Genomic DNA, 17037 nt, shown 5'->3' with positions numbered 1-17037 from the left:
ATCCAACCGCTACCCGCTGCGCCAGCGCTCCTCGAGGACCAAATACAGGGCTGGACAGCGCTACTGGATGCTCGACCGAATCGGCACGGACGCCCAGGTCATATACCCAGCTTCGTCGCCGCGGTACTGGCCGATGTCGTCGACCAGGCGGTGCACGAGATACAGGCCCGGCTCTACCTCCGGATCCGGCAGGCGCCGGTCCATCTCCCCGACGGTGAGCAAGACATGGGCTCCGTCGCATGAGATCCGGCCCGCCAGGTCAACACTCGCGCGGTGCCGCGCGGTGACGTCGACCAACTCCGTGAGCACTCCGAGCACTGACTCGGCGACGGCTGCGGCTTCCGGAATCTCGCCGAGTAGCGCCGGCAGCACCATTGCGGCGAACCGGCGTGAGCGGCGCATGGCTTCGGCAGGCTTGTGTTTAGGGCCTGTCCGGAACTCGAGGGAGTTCTCCGCGCCGAGGGCCTGCGAACCGGCGGCGGTGTGCCTGGGCGCGATAGACCGAAGGCTGGAGGCCCAGAGCGGAGGCATGGTGTCGGAGATCGCCACGGTCGTCCATCACTCCATCCCGTCGAGTGGGTCAAGCCAGAGCACGGCGCAATCCGGCCGCGCTACCCCCGTCGAGCGGCTCTGTGTGTCATTGAGTTAACAGTGACGTAGGATGTTTACGCAAGCCGGGTCTTGATCGAGTTTCCAAACAAGATCGATCACTGAACAACAGGTGAACTCTTGCTCAGCGGGATGGGTCACCACCCGAACTCCTTGCACGCAAATCGGATCAACTGGTGCACGAACGGGCTGGGGGCGGAAATGGGTGGCGCCGAGAGAGACGAGCCACACACCTTGCAGGAGAAGATCGTCTACCTGCTGGATCACGCGTTCCCGGATGGAGCTCCGAGCGACCGTGAGTTCTGCCGGATCGTCGAGAGCCACGGAGGCGCCCTCTCCCACAGCTACTTCGGCAAGCTGCGGAAGGGGCAGATCACCGAGGTGCGGGACGAGACTCTGCAAGCCCTGGCCCTCGGCTTCGGTATCGCCAACTGGCGCTTCTTCAAGGACGAATCGGATGTCGTCGAAGACGTCATGGCGGGCCTCGCGCTCCTCGCGGGTACCCGGACCGGCGACATCAGCGGCATCGCGGGCCGCAGTATCGGCGAGGAGGGCATGTCCGCCGAGATGCTCGACTTCGTCCTCGAGCAGGTCCGCAAGTTCCAGCAGGGCGACGGCAGCCCCGAGGCCACAACCCCATAGCGAACGCTTGTTCCAAATCGGTCGATACAATCACCCCCTATCGCACACCGCTGCGAGAGAAACCAACGTCGAGGCCGCTGATGTCCCTGCGCGAGCTGCGTAGAGTCTGCGAAGACGGGTTAGCCAACCTTCCCATCCCAACGAAGTTCAGCATCCCCGCCCTCGTCCGTAACATGGAACAGGCACGCCACCGCCGGATCGTGCTCGTCCCTCTACCGGACCGGATGGTGCACCCCAACACCGCGTGCGGGCTGCGGGTGAAGGCCCCCGAATTCAGCATGATCCTCTTCCGTCGACGGCCCACGGTCTATCAGACCGACCACGTCATCCTCCACGAGCTGACCCACGAGTGGTTCGACCATGGCGGCACACTCAGCCTTGAAGACCTCCAGAAGATGATGCCGGTCTTCAACACCACACTCCTCCACCGCTTCGTCGGGGACCGCCCCATCCAGGCCCGCGCTAACTACGAGAGCAAGGACGAGAAGGTGGCCGAACTCGGCGCCAGCTTGATCCGCCGCATGGCACGGGACGTCGCGAGTGACGACATGCTTGGCCGCCTTGGTGACTCTCTCTCCCGACCAGTAGGCGGCCGGAGGTTCCGCCGCCGCCCGTTCACCAACCCCCGCTCGTAACAGAAGGACCACCGTTGCTCGAATTAGCTGGCTACGCCGTAGCCGCACTGATGACCGCTGTCGCCATCTGGCGCGCGCTCGGCGGCACCGACGCCCGCCGAAGATCCCTCTGGGGCTGCTTCCTTGGGTTCGCCGTCGCCCTTTGGACCAAGACGCAGTACGTACGAATCGGGCTCAACAACAGCGAGATCACGGACGCCTCCGTCCTCATCAAGCACTACAGCGCCGGCGTCGCGATCCTGGCGATCCTGTACTACATCGTCGCTGTCTACGGGCAGTACCCCGCCGACGGCGACATGGCTCGTGCCGTGAAGGTATCCCGCATCATCCAGCGCGCGGCCACGAAGACGGCCTTGTCGGCCTTCCTCCTGATGACGGTCATGTTCTTCACCATCGTCGACCGGTCCAAGCCGAGCGATCGCTTCGTCTCCGACCACGCAGGCCAGTGGGGCGCCACGGCCTACATGAGCGTTTTCTACGCCTACTTGAGCTGTGCGTCCGCCATCTGCCTCTACCAGTGGGCTGGCGCCTTCCGCCGCGAGGAACGCAAACTGCTCCGCGTCGGCCTGGGCATGATGGCATTCGCCATGGTGCTCGGCGTCCTGTACTCCGTCGGCCGGACGCTGTTCATGTGGTACTGGCTCGCCGAACAGCCCAGCCACACGTTCGCCTATGACGTGGACGCCAGCACCGAGGCCATGCAGCAACTGCTGTTCGTCTTCTTCGCCCTCGGCGTCTCGGTCCCTGCCACGGAAAAGGGGCTGCGCCGCGCGCGCTCCTGGTACGTGCTCGTACGTCTCTACCCGATGTGGCGAGAGCTGATGGCTGCCTTCCCCAGTATCCCGATGGAGGCTCCTCTCTCTCGCCGACAAGAGCTGACTCGCCGTGACCTCGACGCTGACCTCCAGCTCGGCCGATGGGTAAACGACCTGGCGGATGCCATCGAGAGGCTGCGCCACCACGTCCCGGATGGCCTGATGGCAGCCGCCCAGGAGACGGCCGACACCAGCAACGGCGCCGTCGCACAGGCGCACTGGATCAAGGCCGCCCTTGCCGCGAAAACCCAGGGCACGCCTGCGGGGCCCGTTGCCACCTTCAAGCAGCAACAGGCCATGGATCAGGACGGCGAGGTCGCATGGCTCCTCGACGTTGCCAAGGCGTACAAGAAGGCCAACCAGTCCCAGGCACAGAACCTGCTCAACTCCATAGGAGCGGCTGCATGACGCGCACCGCCACGGCCCGGACTGTCACCGACGTTCTCCAGCCGCGCAATGTCCTCCTCATCGGCATGCTCGGCATCGGCCTGGCCGCCGCGGGCGACTGGACTGGCATCCCCTGGGGTCTGCTCGGTGCCCTATGCGCGGGAATCATCCCGGCTGCCTACATCGAGTGGGAGCGCAAGCGCGGCACCTGGGGAGATCGGCATGTGGTGGACCGTACGAAGCGGGCCCCGATCTTCTTCGTCATCCTGGCGTCGATCGGCCTCGGCTCGCTCGCCATGATCCTCGGCGGGGCGCCGACAGGCATCCTCGTCGCCATGCTTGCCTTGTGGGCTATGACCGTCGTGCTGCTGGCGGTGAACACTTTCTGGAAGATCAGCGTGGACAGCGCGGTCGCCTCCGCTGTCCCTGCGCTGCTGGCCGTCGTCAACTCCCCGTGGTGGCTGCTCACCTACATCCTGACGGTGGCCGTGTGCTGGTCCCGGGTGGCCCTCACCTATCATTCCGTCGCCCAGACCGTGGCCGGCGCCTTCCTGGGAGCTGCGACCGCCGCCGCCTTCCTGCTGGCTTGACGCAATACTGAACAAGCACAGAGCCCCGGACGATTGTCCGGGGCTTTGGCCGTTCGGGGTGCTCCCGCTCAGTGAGGCAGGCGCACTGTCACGTCGTACAGGCGCGTGATCTCGCTGGCGCTCTCGCCGTCATCTGTCGTCATCAGCAGCCGCAGTCGGCCACCGTGCTCCCGGCCGACGATCGTCATGCCCTCGATGTTGCCGATCAGCGGGTTCGCCTGGCCTGGGATGTGCGATACCGCCCCGAGCGACGGGCACGTACCGCTCAGATCCGCCAGCAGCGTCCGCTTCGCGAACCGGACCCCGGGTTGGTCGTTGGCCAGGGCCTGTATGTCGCTGGTGTCCGTCGCTCGCCGCGGGTCTGTCAGGTACAGCTTGGCCGTCCACCCCAAGTTCGCCGCGAAGCTCCGCTCCAGAAGCAGGTAACGGCCGTCGCCGGTCGCCGTGATCTCCGAAATGCCGTAGCCCGGCTCCGCGGTGTACGCCCACTGTCGAGCCAGGCGGAAGTCGTGGCGACCGTGACGCTCCCAGGTCTGGAACCGGCGTGTGTTCATGCCGTCGGTCGTCAGCCAGCCTTCCATCGCCGCGACAAGCGTCCGGCCGCCATGATCGAGCGTCAGGCTCTCCAAGGTGCGGTTCAAGATGCCGTGCCCGGCCGGAGCAACCCGGAACGTGTCCGGTACCGGCAGGTGGCCGAGGAGCCGGCCGTGCCGGTCGAAGCGACGGACAGACGGCTCCAGTTCGCTGGCGACAAGAAAATCCCCGTTGCCTTCGACGGCCAAGCCCTCGGAGTCCAGGGCACGGCCGTTCTCGTCCGCCATCGACGTAACCGCGGCTGGCCGGATCCGGTGGTCCAGCGTGAAGACCTTCGAGCGGTCAGATAAGGCTAAGAGGCGGCCACGACGGTCTGCGGCGAGGGAGGAGAAATTGCCGACGAAAGCACCCTGGTACATGGTCTTGTCGAGGGCGTCGGAGTAACCCCGCATGGTGACCTGCCGAGAACAGGACTGCGCGCTGTTGGTGGCCTGGGCGGGGCTGACCATGGCCGTCAGGGTCGTGGCTGCTACCACCGCGACGAGGGCGGCGGACAGCACAGGTCGTATCTGCATAGCGGAAAAGTACGGCATGCCACCGACAATGGCTGATTCGCCCCCTGCATCCGGAAGGTCCGGCCTGATCCAGGGCCCCGCCACTCAGCTAGCAGAGGGTCGCAAACGACGAGGCCCTAGCGAACCGGAGCCTCGTCGTTGCGACCCGAGAGCCCAGCGGCTGCTGGGTCAGAACAAGCCGCTCTGACCAGCATCCTCGAGGGCCTTCCGCTTTGCGTCCGGGTGGAGCTGCATGTGCCGCCATGACGCCTCGACGAGGAGGCGCCGCCAGTCAACGGCCACGGCGACCCGCTCAAGGAGGGCTGCCATCCCGTCCGTGACCGCGTCGTAGGCCTCGGGGGAGCATGGTGGCGATCTCGCCGAACGAATATTGATGGTTGGGGCCGGTGACGTCCTGGCCGAGCGACCAGACGACAGCGAGCTGGTTGGGCATGAGCGTTCCGTTCTCGGGGGCAGCCGCGGGCGGTTCACCACGGCGGCGGGCGGGCGATCAGGCGGGGCGCGGTACGGACAGGCTCGGGAGCCCGAGCGGCCACGGCCGGCGGCGGGCGAACTCGGTGCGGTCAGCGGTCCACCGTCGGCTGTTCGGCTTCCGGCGGCAGAGCGTGACGTTCCAGCGCATGGCAGTGCCTCTTTGGGCGTGTGGTGGTCAAGCGGCCTGGGTGTCGGTCGGATCGGGCACGAGATGCAGGTGACGCGAGCAGGGGCCGGGGCGCACGCGCTCGCGGTTGCGCTTCGAGCACTCGTCCGGCAGGAGCCAGCCGCGTTGTGCTTCATCCAGGACGGCGCGGCGTGCGGCCTGCTGCTCCGGCGTCGACTTCGCGCCCGGCTCCTTGTGCGCCTGGCTGTCGACGTCCGGGCGACCGAACCTGCCGGTCGGGATGGCTTCGGCCATGAGGCGCTCGTACGGCTTCATCTCGCATCTCCTGCCAGGGGTGGGACGGGGCGGGTTACTCGGCGGGCGTGCCGCCGGTGCCGCACTCGCACTTGCGGGCGTAGTCCTCGCCGATCTGGTGCGGGCAGCAGCCGCGCGGCGGGCGGCGGGCGGCGGGCGGCGGGCGGCGGGCGGCGGGCGGCGGGCGGGCGGTAGCGTGCAGCGGTGTGCGTCCTCAACGGCGGCTGCCGCTTCGACCTCCGGGCGCTTCCGGACGAGCGCCTTGACGCGCCTGGCACGGCACGGCGGTGTCCGGGGGCAGGTCGGTGCTCTCGCCCCTCGCCCCGAAGAACTGGCCGCACACGCTGATGTCGCCGACATCGTTGACGCAGGCCTTGGTGACGTGCACGGCGCGGCCGTGGACCACCTCCTACCGGCCCGGGTAGCCGTCCGTGTCGTCCGCCCGGTGCGCCGGGGCCTCGCGCACGGCGACCGGGGCCGTGCCCAGCTTGTCGGCCTGGTCGTCGAGCCACAGAGCGGCAATGAGCACGCCCTCGTGGGTCTTGGCGTGCGCGGTGTCCGGCAGGCGCAGCTCCATGCGGCGCAGGAACTTAACGGCTCGGCGGAGGGCGGGGATGTCCTGCGGGGTGAAGTCGACGGAGTCCATCGGTGTCCTTCCAGGGACGTAAGTTGCGGAAGATGCCGGGCGCATGGGGGAACGTCGCGCCTCGGCCGGCTGTGTCAGAACGGGGCGCGATCGAGGGCGCCCCGGGGGCTGCCAGGATCAGGTGGCGAGCATGAGCTGCGGGTCGTCCGGCAGGGAGTTGAGGAGCTGATTACGCCAGGCCATGGCGTACTTCGGGCAGTTGCCGCAGTGGACGTGCGTACCCTCGCACTCCGGCATCGGGGCCCGGTTCACGGCGTTGTACGACCAAGCGAGGGAGTCGGAGCTGTAGAGCAGGTGGGCGACTCGCCGCAGGCCGGTCTTCTTGAAGCCGAACCCGTGCAGGCGGATCCCCATCCCCCAGATCGTTTCAATGATCCGGGCGGCCTCGTCGGTCTTCTGCAGGCGGCACACGGAGCCGATGCCGACGACCGGTTCGAGCGTGAGGTCCACCCCGGCCTGGTCGTACAGGTCGATGCACCGCAGGTAGTCATCGAGGGTGCGGCCCTGGATCACCGGCATCCACGGAAGCTCGGCATCGAGGGTCATCAGGTTAAAGAACGACGCGACCGTCTTGACCTGGTGGTCGGTGATCGTCAGGCCGGTCTTCGCGAGGATCTCGTCCTCACACATCCAGTCCTGAATGGCGCACATGTCCATCAGGCCGATCTCGTCGTAGTACCGGCGCGCCGCCGCGGCGTACGTGTACGGCGAGACCGTCCAACGGCCGTGCTGCGACAGCTCCGTGAACCCGCGGGAGTCGAGCATCCACGGGGTGACGGACCGCGGCAGGGTCTTACGGTCGGCCAGGCGCCCGTGGGAGACGCACAGCGGGATGCAGTCGTTGCCGAACTCTTCGCGGGCGAGCCAAGACGGCTGATGCGTGCCCAGGTACGTCACCCGGTCGACGTCGGCGAACCACCGACGCTCGGCGTACACCGGAGCGGGACGCTTTTCCTTTGGCTTGGCATTCACCGCAGGGGCGGGGACGTCGAAGAGGACGGCTGTAGACATGGTGTTCCTCGCTTCGCTGGTTCGTCGGTGGTTGCTCTCCACCAACACCACAAATAGTACACTAAGGGAAATTTGCGAGAGTAGGGATACGCAGAAAGAAGCGGGGGCCGCCCACCAGGGCGACCCCCGCGGTGCGGGCCGGCTCAGCCCTCCGGCGTGAGGATCACCTCGGCCCGGCCGTCCGCGTAGCGCATCCGCAGCGTCCGCCCGTCCGTGTGCCGGTCCAGCCGCATCCCGTCCTCGGCGAGCGCCTCGGCCACTCGCTGCGCCACCTGCTCCCCGGGCACGGCCTGGTCCTCGTCGACGTCGCCGGCCGTGACTCGGTAGGCCGCGCCCAGGTCGACGATCTGGGCAGCGATACCGGCGCGCTGGCTCTCCGAGTACACCGGTGTGCCCGCGGCCTCCCGGGCCCACTTCCTCGACGGCAGGGCGGGCAGGCCCAGGATCTCCGTCCAGCCGTCCAGCAGCCACACGGTGGTGCCCTCGACAGGACCGCGCTTGCGGATGGCGGGCGTGCCGTCCATGCGGAACCGGTCCCCCGTCACGTGCACCGTGTGGGACGCCGGGTCGGCCGTCATGCGGGCCGCGGTGATCCGGAGCTGGTACGGGCGGGCGTTCGGGATCCCCGACAGGGCCTCCGTCACCGTGATGGTTCGGCCCACCAGGGCGCGCACCGCCTCCGGCTGCTCGTCGAGGTCCTCGGGCTGCTCAGGCATCGTCGTCTCCATCGGGAAGGGTTCGGGGGGCAGCCTGCCCGCGCCGGACCAGGCCCGGCGCGGGCATGGGGCAGATCAGGCGGCCAGGCCGTACAACGTGGCCTGACGGTTGCGGTACTTGCTCGTCACGGCCCGCCCGACGTGCTCGGCCATCGCCGTGCCGACCGGCGGCCGCGCGGCGGGCCCCTCGGCCGCCTCCAGGGCCTGGGCGCGCCGGATGATCTCCGCCATGCTCAGCCCCTTCTTGAAGTCGGCGCCGACCACGACTTCGGTCCGGGCGTACGCCGCGGCGAGCTCCGGCACGCGCCGCGCGCCGTTCACAAGGTCGCTGTTGCACCCGAGGACACAGAAAACGCAGCTCAGGCGCCGGTTTCCCCAGTCGTACGCCGGGTGGTACGGCAGGCGGGAACGCGCGATCTCGCGCCACACCTTGCGGTCGCTCCACGCGTGGATGGGTCGCCAGGTGGTGACGTGGCGCTTCCCGTTGCTCGCCCCGCGGTTGATCTCTACCTCGGCGAGCTTCGCCCGCTGGTTGCTTTCCGCGGCGCGCTGGCCGATGCACTCCAGGATCCGCACCGGGCGGCCCAGGTTCCGATGCGCGAGCTCCGCGACGAGCCGCGTGTAGAGGATCCGGATCGGGCCTCGCTTCACGTCCGGGGTGCACCAGCGCGCTGCACTCGACGGCCAGGCCGGCGGGACCTTCGCCGTGGTCGGGTCCTCGCCCCGCTCGAGGGCCTCCCGCTCCGCCTTCGCTTTGAGCTTGCCGTAGCGGATCTCGACGCGGTCGAGGAGATCGGCGCCCTGCGCCTGTACCACCTCGAACCGGCAGACCCCGGCAAGGCGCGCCTGGAGCTCGGCGAGCTCGCGGGTGCCCGCCCACTCGACCCGGCCCAGGTCCGCGTGGACGACGACGACCTTGTCCAGCATGCCCAGGGCCCGCGCGCGCTGGACGACGTACGAGAGCATCGCCTGCGAGTCCTTCCCGCCGCTGCTCGATATGACGACCCAGTCGGCGTCCCGGATCAGCTCGTCCGGCACGGTCGTCCACGGGGTGAGCGGCACCGACGCGTGCACGGTCCGCGTCTTCTTCGGCTTCGGCTTGGGCTTCGCCGGCACGGCGGCTGCGGGGGCTTCCTGGAGGGTCTGGATGTCGGGGAGGTCGAACAGGGTCGCGGTCTGCATGGCGGCGGTCCTCGAGGGCGTGGAGCGGGCGGAGAGGGGCGGCGGGGCCGGGGCGCAGCGTGGGCCGCGCCCCGGCCGGTGGGGCGGTCAGTCGCCCAGGAACCGCTTCGCGGCCTCGCCCTGGGTGAGCTCCTCGCCGTCCGGCAGGCGCCAGCGCAGGGCACCGCCCGCGGCCTCGCTGTTGACCATGCGGCCGGGGGCGTTGGACTCGCGCAGACGCGTCGGGATCGACTTCCTCGTGAAGCCGGTCGTGACCGTGATGGTGCGGCGGGCCGGAACCGTGTCGGTGCAGAAGCGGGCCGGGGTGGCAGGCGGGGCTGTCCGGGCGGGCTTCTCGATGGAGTCCAGACGCGTGTAGACCAGTCCGCCCGCGCCGAGAGCTGCGGCACGCACCTTCGGGTCCTGGTCGGCCACCTGGACGGCGTGGTCGTAACTGGTCGCCTCGACCTGCGTGATCAGGTTGCCTTCAGGGCCCTTGACTGCCCACCAGTCGACCCGTGCGGCCGGGGCCGGGGAGATGCGGGGCAGTCCGTGCAGCTCCCCGACGGGGATGGACAGCTCGGAGGTGCGCAGACGGCGCAGGCCCACGCCTCCCTCCCGGCGGGACACGGGCCCGGCGACCGGGTCCGCCTCCACAACCTTCATCGCCGCCGTACGCGTCAGCCCGCCCTCCACCCGGGCAACCTCCTGCCCGGTGCGATCCATGACGGTCCACCACTCGGTCCACTCGCCCTCGGGCTCCGGGGCCAGCTCGGGCAGCGGCTGCAGCGCAGCGAGCGCGACGCGGAGAGCCTTGCCGCCCTGCTTGGCGCTGAGGACCTGGACGGTGCCGTCCTTGTCGGGGCCGGAGTCCACGACGACGACATCCCGCTCCGTGGCGCCCTCGGGCACGTACACGGCCCCGGAGCCAGCCGGGTACTGCTTGGCGAGCTGCGCGGTGCGCACCCGGTTCGCCGCGTTCACGCCGTGATGGGTGAGTCGCCAGTCCTTCACGCCTCCCTCGACGAACGCCAGTCGGCGCGGGCGGATCCACTGGTTGCGGCGCATGATGTCGAGCGTTCGGGCCCTGGCGTCGGACGGGATGCGGTGCTGGGAGTCGGCAAGAGCGGCGAGCAGGAGACGGGCCTGGTAGTCGGTCAGGGTGACGTCCCAAGCGGCACGGGTCATGGCGGAGTTCTCCTCGGTGAAGTCTGGCGAGCTGGGGGAGGGTGCCGGGGCGCGGCGTGTACGGTCGCGCCCCGGCGAGAGAGGGACCGACCGGTCAGAGGACGTAAAAGTCGGCGGCCGGGCCGCGGACATCGGTAACGTCGTAGTAGGCGGCCGGGCCGCGGCCGACGCGCTCGGCGTCCATCGGGACGGACGGACGCTCGGCCTCCATGCGTACGGCGTGGTCGTAGACGCCCTCGATCACCGCGCGGGTGTCATGGTCAGCGACGTACCACTTGCCGCCCGGGGTGACCGCCCGGAAGTCGAGGGCGTACCGGGTCCGCAGGGTGACGGGCTCGATGTACTCGACGAGTCGGATGGTCAGGGCCCAGGTCTTGCCGTTCGCGGCGCGCACGCCGGACTCTCGCAGGACCTTGCCGCCCGCGATGTTGAAGGCGTACGCCTCGTGCTGCTCGCGGGGGACGCAGGGCGAGTAGAGGTTGTGCGCCATCACCGTGCGCGGCTGGCCGTACTGCTCGGCCAACTCCCACCATGGCTTCACTGCCAGGGCAAGGCTCACAGGGGTGTTCCTCCTTCGTGGTTTCGGCGGGTTGCTCTCCCGCCAACACAAAGAATAGTACACCTAGGGCAATCACGAGAAGTGTTCACCCAGAGAAACCCACGGAATAGCACCCCGCAATTCACCCCAGATGTCTGTTCGGGGGAGTCTCGGTGTGTCGCTCGCCGGGGGAGCTCTCAGGCTGCGGGGGCGTACCGCCGGCGGTCCGCGCTCACCTCCGGCCATACGGCGGCCGCGATGGCGGGCGAGAAGTGCTCCACCTGCTCCCGAGTGATGACGACATGCGTGGTCCCGGCGGGGAACCGTGCGGCGACGGGGACACGCTTCCTGGGCGCGCGGCGCGGCTTCGGCGGCTGAGGCCCCGGCATCGCCAAGGGCAGGCGGGCGTCGTCCTCGGGGAACAGCTCCAACTGCTCGTCGCTCGCCAGGCGCTCCGCCTCCACGCGGGCGTGGTACCGGGCCGTCGCCTCCTGGCGCTCCCGTGCAGCCTCGGCGGCCTCCCGCGCCCACCGGGCCCGCTCCGCCTCGCCCCGGGCCGCCTCGGCGACGACCAGGCGCTCGGCCTCGTCGACGACCGCGCGGCCGGTCTCCGAGTCCGGCACCATGCACAGCACCTGGGCGGTCACGGCCTGCTCGTCGGCCCGCTCGAGGTCGACATCGCCCCCGGCGGCCCACACCTCCTCGGCGACAGCCCCGTACTGCTCCCACAGCGGCCGGGAACTGTCCCGCTCCCCCACGGGCCTCCTACGCGCGCCGAGACCCTGCACCAGGGCGTGCAGGACGTCCGCGCGGAACTCTCGGGCCCGGACGCGCATCGTGGTCGCGTCCTCGTACTCCAAGTGCGCCTCAGCGGCGATGGACCGCTTCCACGCGCCGAACACACGGACCGCTCGGGTCGCCAGGGCCTCAACCTCGTCCAGGACCCGCTCGATGGCGACCAGGTACCGGGCGAGCTCCCGCGCACCGCCCTGCACCGTGAGGCGCCGCATTTCGAGCCAGCCGTGCCGCTCCTTGTTGCCCCATTTCTCTTCGTAGACCGACCACCGGGGGTTCACCTTGTACGGGGTCGACGCGTCCAGGCCGTGAACGTCGGCCAGGGTCCACGCCACGTCGTGGTGCTCCTTCGCCCTGCGCTTGGACTGCGCGGGGAAGACCAGGTCGACGGTGAATCGGCCCGGGGCCGACTCGTACGGGCATGGGATCTCGACGTGCGCGCTCATGCGCTTCTCTCTCCTTCGTGGTGCGGCGGTGCTCTCCGCCACTGGGGGACTGGCCCACGAGATCGGGGCCGGAGCTACGGGGGCTGGCTCAGTGCCAGCGCAGCAGACGGGCCAGCCAGCACGGTCGGCGACGCTCATGGTGCCCGCCATGCTCGTACGCGCGGATCATCGCGGCCACCGACTGTGGATCCGGCGAGTGATGCCACTGGACCGTGACCGTCACCCCTTCGCGGAGCTCCGCGTACGGACGCTCGAGGAACAGCACCGCGCCGCCGTCCTTGTACCGCCACACCATCCAGACGCGGTCCGTGTCGTACCTCCGCTCGTACACCTCCGTACAGGGAGCGGGCGGCAGCTCCAGCAGTCGGGCCACCTCATCGGTGAACGACACGAACGTCCGCGTGGGCGATTCACCGGGGAGGTGGGAGCGAAGCCAGGGGGGCAGGGGCATAACCGGCTAGAACCTTCCTGAGAGCGCCCCGCAGCGCCCGGACGCACCAGGGGGACCCGAGGAGCGCTGACGGAGCCGACAGAGCGGGTTTCCGGACTTTCTGGACCGTCCACACACGCGCGCGGGCGCGTGAGGGACTCGATGGCGCCGCCCGACTCCTTCGGCCGGGCGGCGCCGGGCAGGGTCAGACCTGGGCGAGCTCGGCGACCGCCTGGGCGTGGGCGGTGTCCACGCTGCGGCGCTGGCCCTCACGGACGATCTCGGCGACGTCCCCGCCAGGCGTGATGCGCACGCCGTGGCACTGGGCGGGCTCGACGAACCATCCGTAGTGCTCGAGGTGGAGCTGCAGCGCCTCGGTGAGGAGCGGCCACTCCTCACCGTAGGAGTTGACGCCCCGCAGGCGCACGGCCAGGTGGTTGGTGTGGAATACGAACCCGGCCTTCCCCTCCCCGGCTGCCTGGTGGAGGACGGCGGCGAGCGACTCGCGGGCGCGCTCCTCGATCACCTGGTTGGTCGCGAGCTGCTGCGCCTCGAGACGGACGTTGTACGCGCGGGTCTCGAGGGCGGCCTGGGCACGGATGCGGTCGGCGTCGGCCGCGCGCTGCTCGGCGGCGTGGACCTGCGCGCAGGGACCGTCCCCGTTCGTGGCGTACGGGGTGCCACAGCCGGGGCAGAAGTCGGCGGAGCGGTCGGCAATCCGTGCGGCCGGGATGTACCGAACGGCCTGGCGGCCGTTGGACACGTAGACGGTGCCGTCGGTGTCCAGCGTGGTGCGGGCGCGGCCGGGGGCGTCGTCGAGCATGCGGCGCAGCACGATTGCGACGCTGCCGCGCGTGATGTCGGCGTGGTCGTCGTGGTTGGGCAGGATCCACGCGCCGGAGTTCCGGAGCTGGACGACGTAGTCGGTGTGGATGAGGACGTCCCCGGGGGTGCGCAGCTCCTCGCGGGTGATCTTGCGGCCAGGCATGCCCTCGAGGACGGAGGCCCCGGCGGGGATCGGGTCGGCGGCGAGGACCTCGGCGGCCGGGCGGGGGCGACGGGGGGAGAGACCCTCGGCCGTGGCCGGGCGCAGCTTCACCGTGCCGCGCGCGGGGTCCTTGTAGACGATGCGGGCGCTCGAGCGGGCGGCGGACATCTCTCGGACGTCGTGCTTGCCTTCCATCATCGCGGTGTTGATCTCGGCCAAGGCGTCACGGGTGGGGATGATCTCGGGGGTGCCGCCGTCGACGGTGCGGACGTGCTTACGCTCGTCGGCGGGGGCGGGCGTCTCCTCGGCGGGGGTCGGCTGCACCGGGACATAGCGGCGGGAGTCGGAGCAGATGGCGTTCTCGTCGTCCTGGTGGACGAGACGGCCCGCGAACCGCCGGTTGCTGACGATCATGCGGACGCGCGCGGCGGGTATGCCCTTGTGGACCTGGCGGCCGTCGACAAACACGGCGTGCGGGGCGTCGACGACGTCTTCCGGGAGGGGCGCAGCGTCGCGGGCATACTTCTGGGCGTCGCGGCCCATGTGCTCGACACCGGCGGTGAGCAGGCGCACGGTGCGCACCTTGCGGGAGTCGGTGGCACTCCAGACGGTGGCGTCTTCCAGGCGGCCCCGGGCGCCCTTCCGGGTGGACTTGGTCCAAAGCATCGTCAAGGTGTCGCCAGCGATGGCGCGGCCCAGCTCTGTACCGGCGTAGGCGACGGGGACCGGGATAGCGAAGCGCACCAGGTGACTGGTCAGCGTCTCGCGATCGGTGGTCTCGACGGTGACGGTCAGGCCGTACGCGAGCGCCAGGGTGATGATCTCGTCCGCGTTCTTTATGCCGGTCTTGGTCTCGGTCTCAGCAGCCATCGGGTGCTCCTCGGTTTCGTGGTCCGGCCGGGGATGCTCGCCCCGACCCCGCCTTAGTGGCGTGCCGACCGTACAGCCCTCCCCACAGAACAGTCAACCGAGGTAAACACAGGAGGCAAGGTGAGTGCCTTACGATTCGCATGACCACACGGCAGTTCATGAATTTCCCGCGCCCCCATCTTGCGGTCTATTGACTTTGGTGTAGCGTTCTTCTTGGCGGTTCACCCCGCCCGCCCCGGAGGGCAACCGGGGCCCCACCACGAACGAAGGAACACGCCATGGCTGTGAGCATGGACAAGACGGAACGCCGGTTCACCATCGCCTACGCCGAGCGCGAGATCGCCGGACTCGAGATCCGCCGCATCCTGGACGGCGCGATCCAGGGCGGCGACGACTCCAATCGCCCCTGGGTACAGCTTCGGGACTCCGGCCTCGTGTGGTTTGTGGTCACCGCTGTGAGCACCGGTGACGCGCTCCTCAAGGCCCGTGCCGAACTCGGTGGTGAGCTGGCCGCCATCTGGGGAGAGGAGTTGGGCGGGAACCCGGAGGACGGCCCAGACGGCACCTACTTCCGCACCGTCATGGTCACCGTCAACCTCGACACTCCGGCGAGCCTCCGCGAACAGGCCATCGCTGAATACGCCGCCCACGCGCGCATCGCCCCCGCGAAGGCGCGCCTTACTTACGAGCACGCCCGCCGGTGGGCCGCAGCCCTCACCCCCGAGAGGCGCACCGAAACCCACCAGTTCGCCGAGAACCACGAGTTGGGCACGCTGAGGTTTTCGGAGCTCGACCGCTTCGCTCTGGCCGAAGTCATGGGCGAGCACGACGAACTCTGACCCACTCACACCGCCCGCCACCCCGGCGGCCAGTGCGCCCCGCCCCCGAGTCGGCCCACGGTCCGGTACAGGCGCAGGGCGCACCGCCTCCGCCCCGGAGAGCAACCGGGGCCCACCACGAACGAAGGACCACCACTATGCCGCGTACCCCGCGCCGCCCGGCCCGTCGCCCCCGCCTCGTCGCCATCCTCACCGCCGGTGCCGTCGTGCTCATCTTGGGCGCTCTGGGTGCCATCGGCTCGTCCTCCGTCACCCCGTCCGACATCCTGCCCCGGCCGGACCGCGACACGGCGCCCGTGGCCGAGTACAACGACGGCTGCTGACCAACCCCGCTACACACCTGCCGGGGCGCGCCGACCACGCCCCGGCAGCCAATCCCAATACCCGACAGCGCACAGTGCGTTCTCTCGGAGGTTCTTCTATGCCTGCTCGGTTCAGCGTTCGCCCATACCGCCACCCAGACCCCGTGAGTGGCGCCCCGCGCCTAATGGTGGTTGACGGCGACGATCCGAGGTTCTTCCAGGTACTTCCTGCGGGCGCACCCGATGACCTGGTGGCTCAGGTGCTGGCCGGATTCGAATCCGGGGAGCTGGACGTGACCGTGGTGTACGACCGTCCGGCAACGACGGGCGGCAGGTGGGATCGGTTACTGAAGGAGTACGTGACCGGCCGCATGGCCTCCCGGGGGCCGACGGAACGTGTCGTGCTGGCGTCCAACAACGGCCAGTTGGTGACCGTGCCGACTCCACGTCACGTGCGGACGTTTCACGGCACGGTATTGACCCGTCTCCCGCAGATCCGGCGGGGGCGGAGGGCAGGGTTCGAGGTATGGCAGGCGGGATACGTCGACGTGGCGGGCTGGACCGCACCGCGTCATGAGGAACTGCGACACCTCGTGTGGGGCAGGAGTGTCCCAACTTGGTTCGCGGACTTCGTGCGGCGGTACCGGCTCGCCGCGCTTCACCCGCAGAACGCGGAGGTTGAGCGTCGTCACGGCGGCAGACAGCACGCGTTCATCGCCGAGTCGGGGCGGGGCGCGTGGCTGCTCGAGCAGTGGGACCGCGAACACCCCGAGCATGCCCCGCGCGGCTGACCAGCCACAGCCATACACCCTGCCGGGGCGCGCCGGCCGTGATCCGGCCCCCACCACCTGCGAAGCACAGAGACGAGAGGACCGGCCCCATGGCACGAAAGATAAGCGCGACCGAGCGAGCAGCCCGCGATGTGGTCAACAAGTACGTCCGTGACGGGCTGATGGAGCGATCACAGGCCAATGCCGCCATCCGCGACGGACTCCACATCGCGGAAACCACCGTGCGCCAGCACTACCGCGAAGGGTGGGGCTCCGCGCTCTACTACGGTGGCAAGGCCGCCAAGGCCCGCGAGGAGTTCGACGCCGCCAAGGGGCTAGTCGCCCGCCGGATGAGCGGTGCGCGCCTGCTGGCCACCGAGATATACGCGGCCGTGTTCGCCGTCGTGGAGGCCGAGGAAGGACCCCACGAGGGGACACTCACCCCCGCCCAGGCGGAAGCGACCATGGCGACCGTGCGCGACACCGCCCGCGAGGTCCGCGAGGAGGCATCCACACGACGCACGCGCACCTCCGCCGCCTGACTGCTCCCCGTCCGGCGGGGGGGGCGGGGCGCGCCCCCCCCCCCCCCCCCCCAACCCACACACCGGATGAGCCCCGGGCACCACCCCCCCAGCCCCCGGGCGCGCGGGGGGCC

20 protein-coding genes are annotated in these 17037 nt (G+C 69.6%); 8 read left to right on the top strand and 12 right to left on the bottom strand.

The genetic code is table 11. The features are described from left to right. Nucleotides 1–60 precede the first annotated feature (60 nt). Nucleotides 61–549, bottom strand: a complete 489-nt coding sequence (locus ACFXB5_RS27060) for a hypothetical protein (RefSeq protein WP_385212318.1) — start codon at nucleotides 547–549, stop codon at nucleotides 61–63. 294 nt (nucleotides 550–843) lie between these two features. Between ACFXB5_RS27060 and ACFXB5_RS27055 the strand changes: the two genes are divergently transcribed. The 4 genes from ACFXB5_RS27055 to ACFXB5_RS27040 all read left to right on the top strand — a co-directional run bounded on the left by ACFXB5_RS27055 (nucleotide 844) and on the right by ACFXB5_RS27040 (nucleotide 3678). Further along, nucleotides 844–1251, top strand: coding sequence for a hypothetical protein (locus ACFXB5_RS27055; RefSeq protein WP_385212316.1), 408 nt, complete (start codon nucleotides 844–846; stop codon nucleotides 1249–1251). A gap of 80 nt (nucleotides 1252–1331) precedes the next feature. Next, a complete protein-coding gene (locus ACFXB5_RS27050; RefSeq protein ID WP_385212315.1) occupies nucleotides 1332–1886 on the top strand; it encodes a toxin in 555 nt (184 codons plus the stop codon). 50 nt (nucleotides 1887–1936) lie between these two features. Next, nucleotides 1937–3109: an MAB_1171c family putative transporter gene (locus ACFXB5_RS27045; RefSeq protein WP_385212353.1), complete on the top strand. Its 1173-nt coding sequence runs from the start codon at nucleotides 1937–1939 to the stop codon at nucleotides 3107–3109. Continuing rightward, nucleotides 3106–3678: a hypothetical protein gene (locus ACFXB5_RS27040; RefSeq protein ID WP_385212313.1), complete on the top strand. Its 573-nt coding sequence runs from the start codon at nucleotides 3106–3108 to the stop codon at nucleotides 3676–3678. Before ACFXB5_RS27045 ends, ACFXB5_RS27040 begins: the two co-directional genes overlap by 4 nt. A 68-nt stretch (nucleotides 3679–3746) precedes the next feature. Here the strand turns inward: ACFXB5_RS27040 and ACFXB5_RS27035 are convergent, their stop codons facing one another. From ACFXB5_RS27035 to ACFXB5_RS26985, 11 genes are all read right to left on the bottom strand, one after another. After that, nucleotides 3747–4787 carry an esterase-like activity of phytase family protein gene (locus ACFXB5_RS27035; RefSeq protein WP_385212311.1) on the bottom strand — a complete coding sequence of 347 codons (1041 nt, stop codon included), beginning with the start codon at nucleotides 4785–4787 and terminating at the stop codon, nucleotides 3747–3749. A gap of 649 nt (nucleotides 4788–5436) precedes the next feature. Continuing rightward, nucleotides 5437–5703: a hypothetical protein gene (locus ACFXB5_RS27030; protein WP_385212309.1), complete on the bottom strand. Its 267-nt coding sequence runs from the start codon at nucleotides 5701–5703 to the stop codon at nucleotides 5437–5439. 388 nt (nucleotides 5704–6091) lie between these two features. Further along, nucleotides 6092–6328: a hypothetical protein gene (locus ACFXB5_RS27025; protein ID WP_385212307.1), complete on the bottom strand. Its 237-nt coding sequence runs from the start codon at nucleotides 6326–6328 to the stop codon at nucleotides 6092–6094. Nucleotides 6329–6445: 117 nt separating this feature from the next. Then, nucleotides 6446–7339 carry a hypothetical protein gene (locus tag ACFXB5_RS27020; RefSeq protein ID WP_385212305.1) on the bottom strand — a complete coding sequence of 298 codons (894 nt, stop codon included), beginning with the start codon at nucleotides 7337–7339 and terminating at the stop codon, nucleotides 6446–6448. Between the two features lie 143 nt (nucleotides 7340–7482). Next, on the bottom strand, nucleotides 7483–8055 hold the full coding sequence (locus ACFXB5_RS27015) for a hypothetical protein (RefSeq protein WP_385212303.1): 573 nt from the start codon (nucleotides 8053–8055) through the stop codon (nucleotides 7483–7485). Between the two features lie 75 nt (nucleotides 8056–8130). Then, nucleotides 8131–9237 carry a phosphoadenosine phosphosulfate reductase family protein gene (locus tag ACFXB5_RS27010; protein WP_385212301.1) on the bottom strand — a complete coding sequence of 369 codons (1107 nt, stop codon included), beginning with the start codon at nucleotides 9235–9237 and terminating at the stop codon, nucleotides 8131–8133. Nucleotides 9238–9324: 87 nt separating this feature from the next. Further along, the gene (locus tag ACFXB5_RS27005; protein WP_385212299.1) at nucleotides 9325–10404 is read right to left on the bottom strand and encodes a hypothetical protein; all 1080 of its coding nucleotides are present in this window, start codon (nucleotides 10402–10404) and stop codon (nucleotides 9325–9327) included. A gap of 94 nt (nucleotides 10405–10498) precedes the next feature. Next, nucleotides 10499–10963 (bottom strand): hypothetical protein, encoded by a 465-nt coding sequence (locus tag ACFXB5_RS27000; RefSeq protein ID WP_385212297.1) that lies wholly within the window; start codon nucleotides 10961–10963, stop codon nucleotides 10499–10501. Nucleotides 10964–11139: 176 nt separating this feature from the next. Then, on the bottom strand, nucleotides 11140–12183 hold the full coding sequence (locus ACFXB5_RS26995; protein WP_385212295.1) for a hypothetical protein: 1044 nt from the start codon (nucleotides 12181–12183) through the stop codon (nucleotides 11140–11142). A gap of 88 nt (nucleotides 12184–12271) precedes the next feature. Then, nucleotides 12272–12574: a hypothetical protein gene (locus tag ACFXB5_RS26990; protein ID WP_385212294.1), complete on the bottom strand. Its 303-nt coding sequence runs from the start codon at nucleotides 12572–12574 to the stop codon at nucleotides 12272–12274. Nucleotides 12575–12818: 244 nt separating this feature from the next. Beyond that, on the bottom strand, nucleotides 12819–14471 hold the full coding sequence (locus tag ACFXB5_RS26985; protein ID WP_385212292.1) for a hypothetical protein: 1653 nt from the start codon (nucleotides 14469–14471) through the stop codon (nucleotides 12819–12821). A 278-nt stretch (nucleotides 14472–14749) separates the two neighbouring features. On the opposite strand from ACFXB5_RS26985, the gene ACFXB5_RS26980 reads away from it, so the two are divergent. The 4 genes from ACFXB5_RS26980 (at nucleotide 14750) to ACFXB5_RS26965 (ending at nucleotide 16924) form a co-directional block, all read left to right on the top strand. Then, nucleotides 14750–15310 (top strand): hypothetical protein, encoded by a 561-nt coding sequence (locus ACFXB5_RS26980; RefSeq protein ID WP_385212290.1) that lies wholly within the window; start codon nucleotides 14750–14752, stop codon nucleotides 15308–15310. Nucleotides 15311–15447: 137 nt separating this feature from the next. After that, complete coding sequence (locus ACFXB5_RS26975) at nucleotides 15448–15633, top strand: hypothetical protein (protein WP_385212288.1); 186 nt, start codon at nucleotides 15448–15450, stop codon at nucleotides 15631–15633. Between the two features lie 164 nt (nucleotides 15634–15797). Beyond that, a complete protein-coding gene (locus ACFXB5_RS26970; RefSeq protein ID WP_385212286.1) occupies nucleotides 15798–16403 on the top strand; it encodes a hypothetical protein in 606 nt (201 codons plus the stop codon). A gap of 89 nt (nucleotides 16404–16492) precedes the next feature. Beyond that, the gene (locus ACFXB5_RS26965) at nucleotides 16493–16924 is read left to right on the top strand and encodes a hypothetical protein (RefSeq protein ID WP_385212285.1); all 432 of its coding nucleotides are present in this window, start codon (nucleotides 16493–16495) and stop codon (nucleotides 16922–16924) included. Nucleotides 16925–17037 lie beyond the last annotated feature (113 nt).

The organism is Streptomyces sp. NPDC059455 (assembly GCF_042750115.1).
Taxonomy (GTDB): domain Bacteria; phylum Actinomycetota; class Actinomycetes; order Streptomycetales; family Streptomycetaceae; genus Streptomyces; species Streptomyces endocoffeicus.
Note: the sequence above shows the minus strand (reverse complement) of the source record. Positions and strands in the feature narration are given on the sequence as shown.

Coding starts and splice junctions, on each gene's coding strand:
- ACFXB5_RS27050 (WP_385212315.1), top strand. CDS start 1,332: ATGTCCCTGCGCGAGCTGCGTAGAGTCTGCGAAGACGGGTTAGCCAAC.
- ACFXB5_RS27045 (WP_385212353.1), top strand. CDS start 1,937: ATGACCGCTGTCGCCATCTGGCGCGCGCTCGGCGGCACCGACGCCCGC.
- ACFXB5_RS27040 (WP_385212313.1), top strand. CDS start 3,106: ATGACGCGCACCGCCACGGCCCGGACTGTCACCGACGTTCTCCAGCCG.
- ACFXB5_RS27035 (WP_385212311.1), bottom strand. CDS start 4,787: ATGCAGATACGACCTGTGCTGTCCGCCGCCCTCGTCGCGGTGGTAGCA.
- ACFXB5_RS27030 (WP_385212309.1), bottom strand. CDS start 5,703: ATGAAGCCGTACGAGCGCCTCATGGCCGAAGCCATCCCGACCGGCAGG.
- ACFXB5_RS27025 (WP_385212307.1), bottom strand. CDS start 6,328: ATGGACTCCGTCGACTTCACCCCGCAGGACATCCCCGCCCTCCGCCGA.
- ACFXB5_RS27020 (WP_385212305.1), bottom strand. CDS start 7,339: ATGTCTACAGCCGTCCTCTTCGACGTCCCCGCCCCTGCGGTGAATGCC.
- ACFXB5_RS27015 (WP_385212303.1), bottom strand. CDS start 8,055: ATGCCTGAGCAGCCCGAGGACCTCGACGAGCAGCCGGAGGCGGTGCGC.
- ACFXB5_RS27010 (WP_385212301.1), bottom strand. CDS start 9,237: ATGCAGACCGCGACCCTGTTCGACCTCCCCGACATCCAGACCCTCCAG.
- ACFXB5_RS27005 (WP_385212299.1), bottom strand. CDS start 10,404: ATGACCCGTGCCGCTTGGGACGTCACCCTGACCGACTACCAGGCCCGT.
- ACFXB5_RS26995 (WP_385212295.1), bottom strand. CDS start 12,183: ATGAGCGCGCACGTCGAGATCCCATGCCCGTACGAGTCGGCCCCGGGC.
- ACFXB5_RS26985 (WP_385212292.1), bottom strand. CDS start 14,471: ATGGCTGCTGAGACCGAGACCAAGACCGGCATAAAGAACGCGGACGAG.
- ACFXB5_RS26980 (WP_385212290.1), top strand. CDS start 14,750: ATGGCTGTGAGCATGGACAAGACGGAACGCCGGTTCACCATCGCCTAC.
- ACFXB5_RS26975 (WP_385212288.1), top strand. CDS start 15,448: ATGCCGCGTACCCCGCGCCGCCCGGCCCGTCGCCCCCGCCTCGTCGCC.
- ACFXB5_RS26970 (WP_385212286.1), top strand. CDS start 15,798: ATGGTGGTTGACGGCGACGATCCGAGGTTCTTCCAGGTACTTCCTGCG.
- ACFXB5_RS26965 (WP_385212285.1), top strand. CDS start 16,493: ATGGCACGAAAGATAAGCGCGACCGAGCGAGCAGCCCGCGATGTGGTC.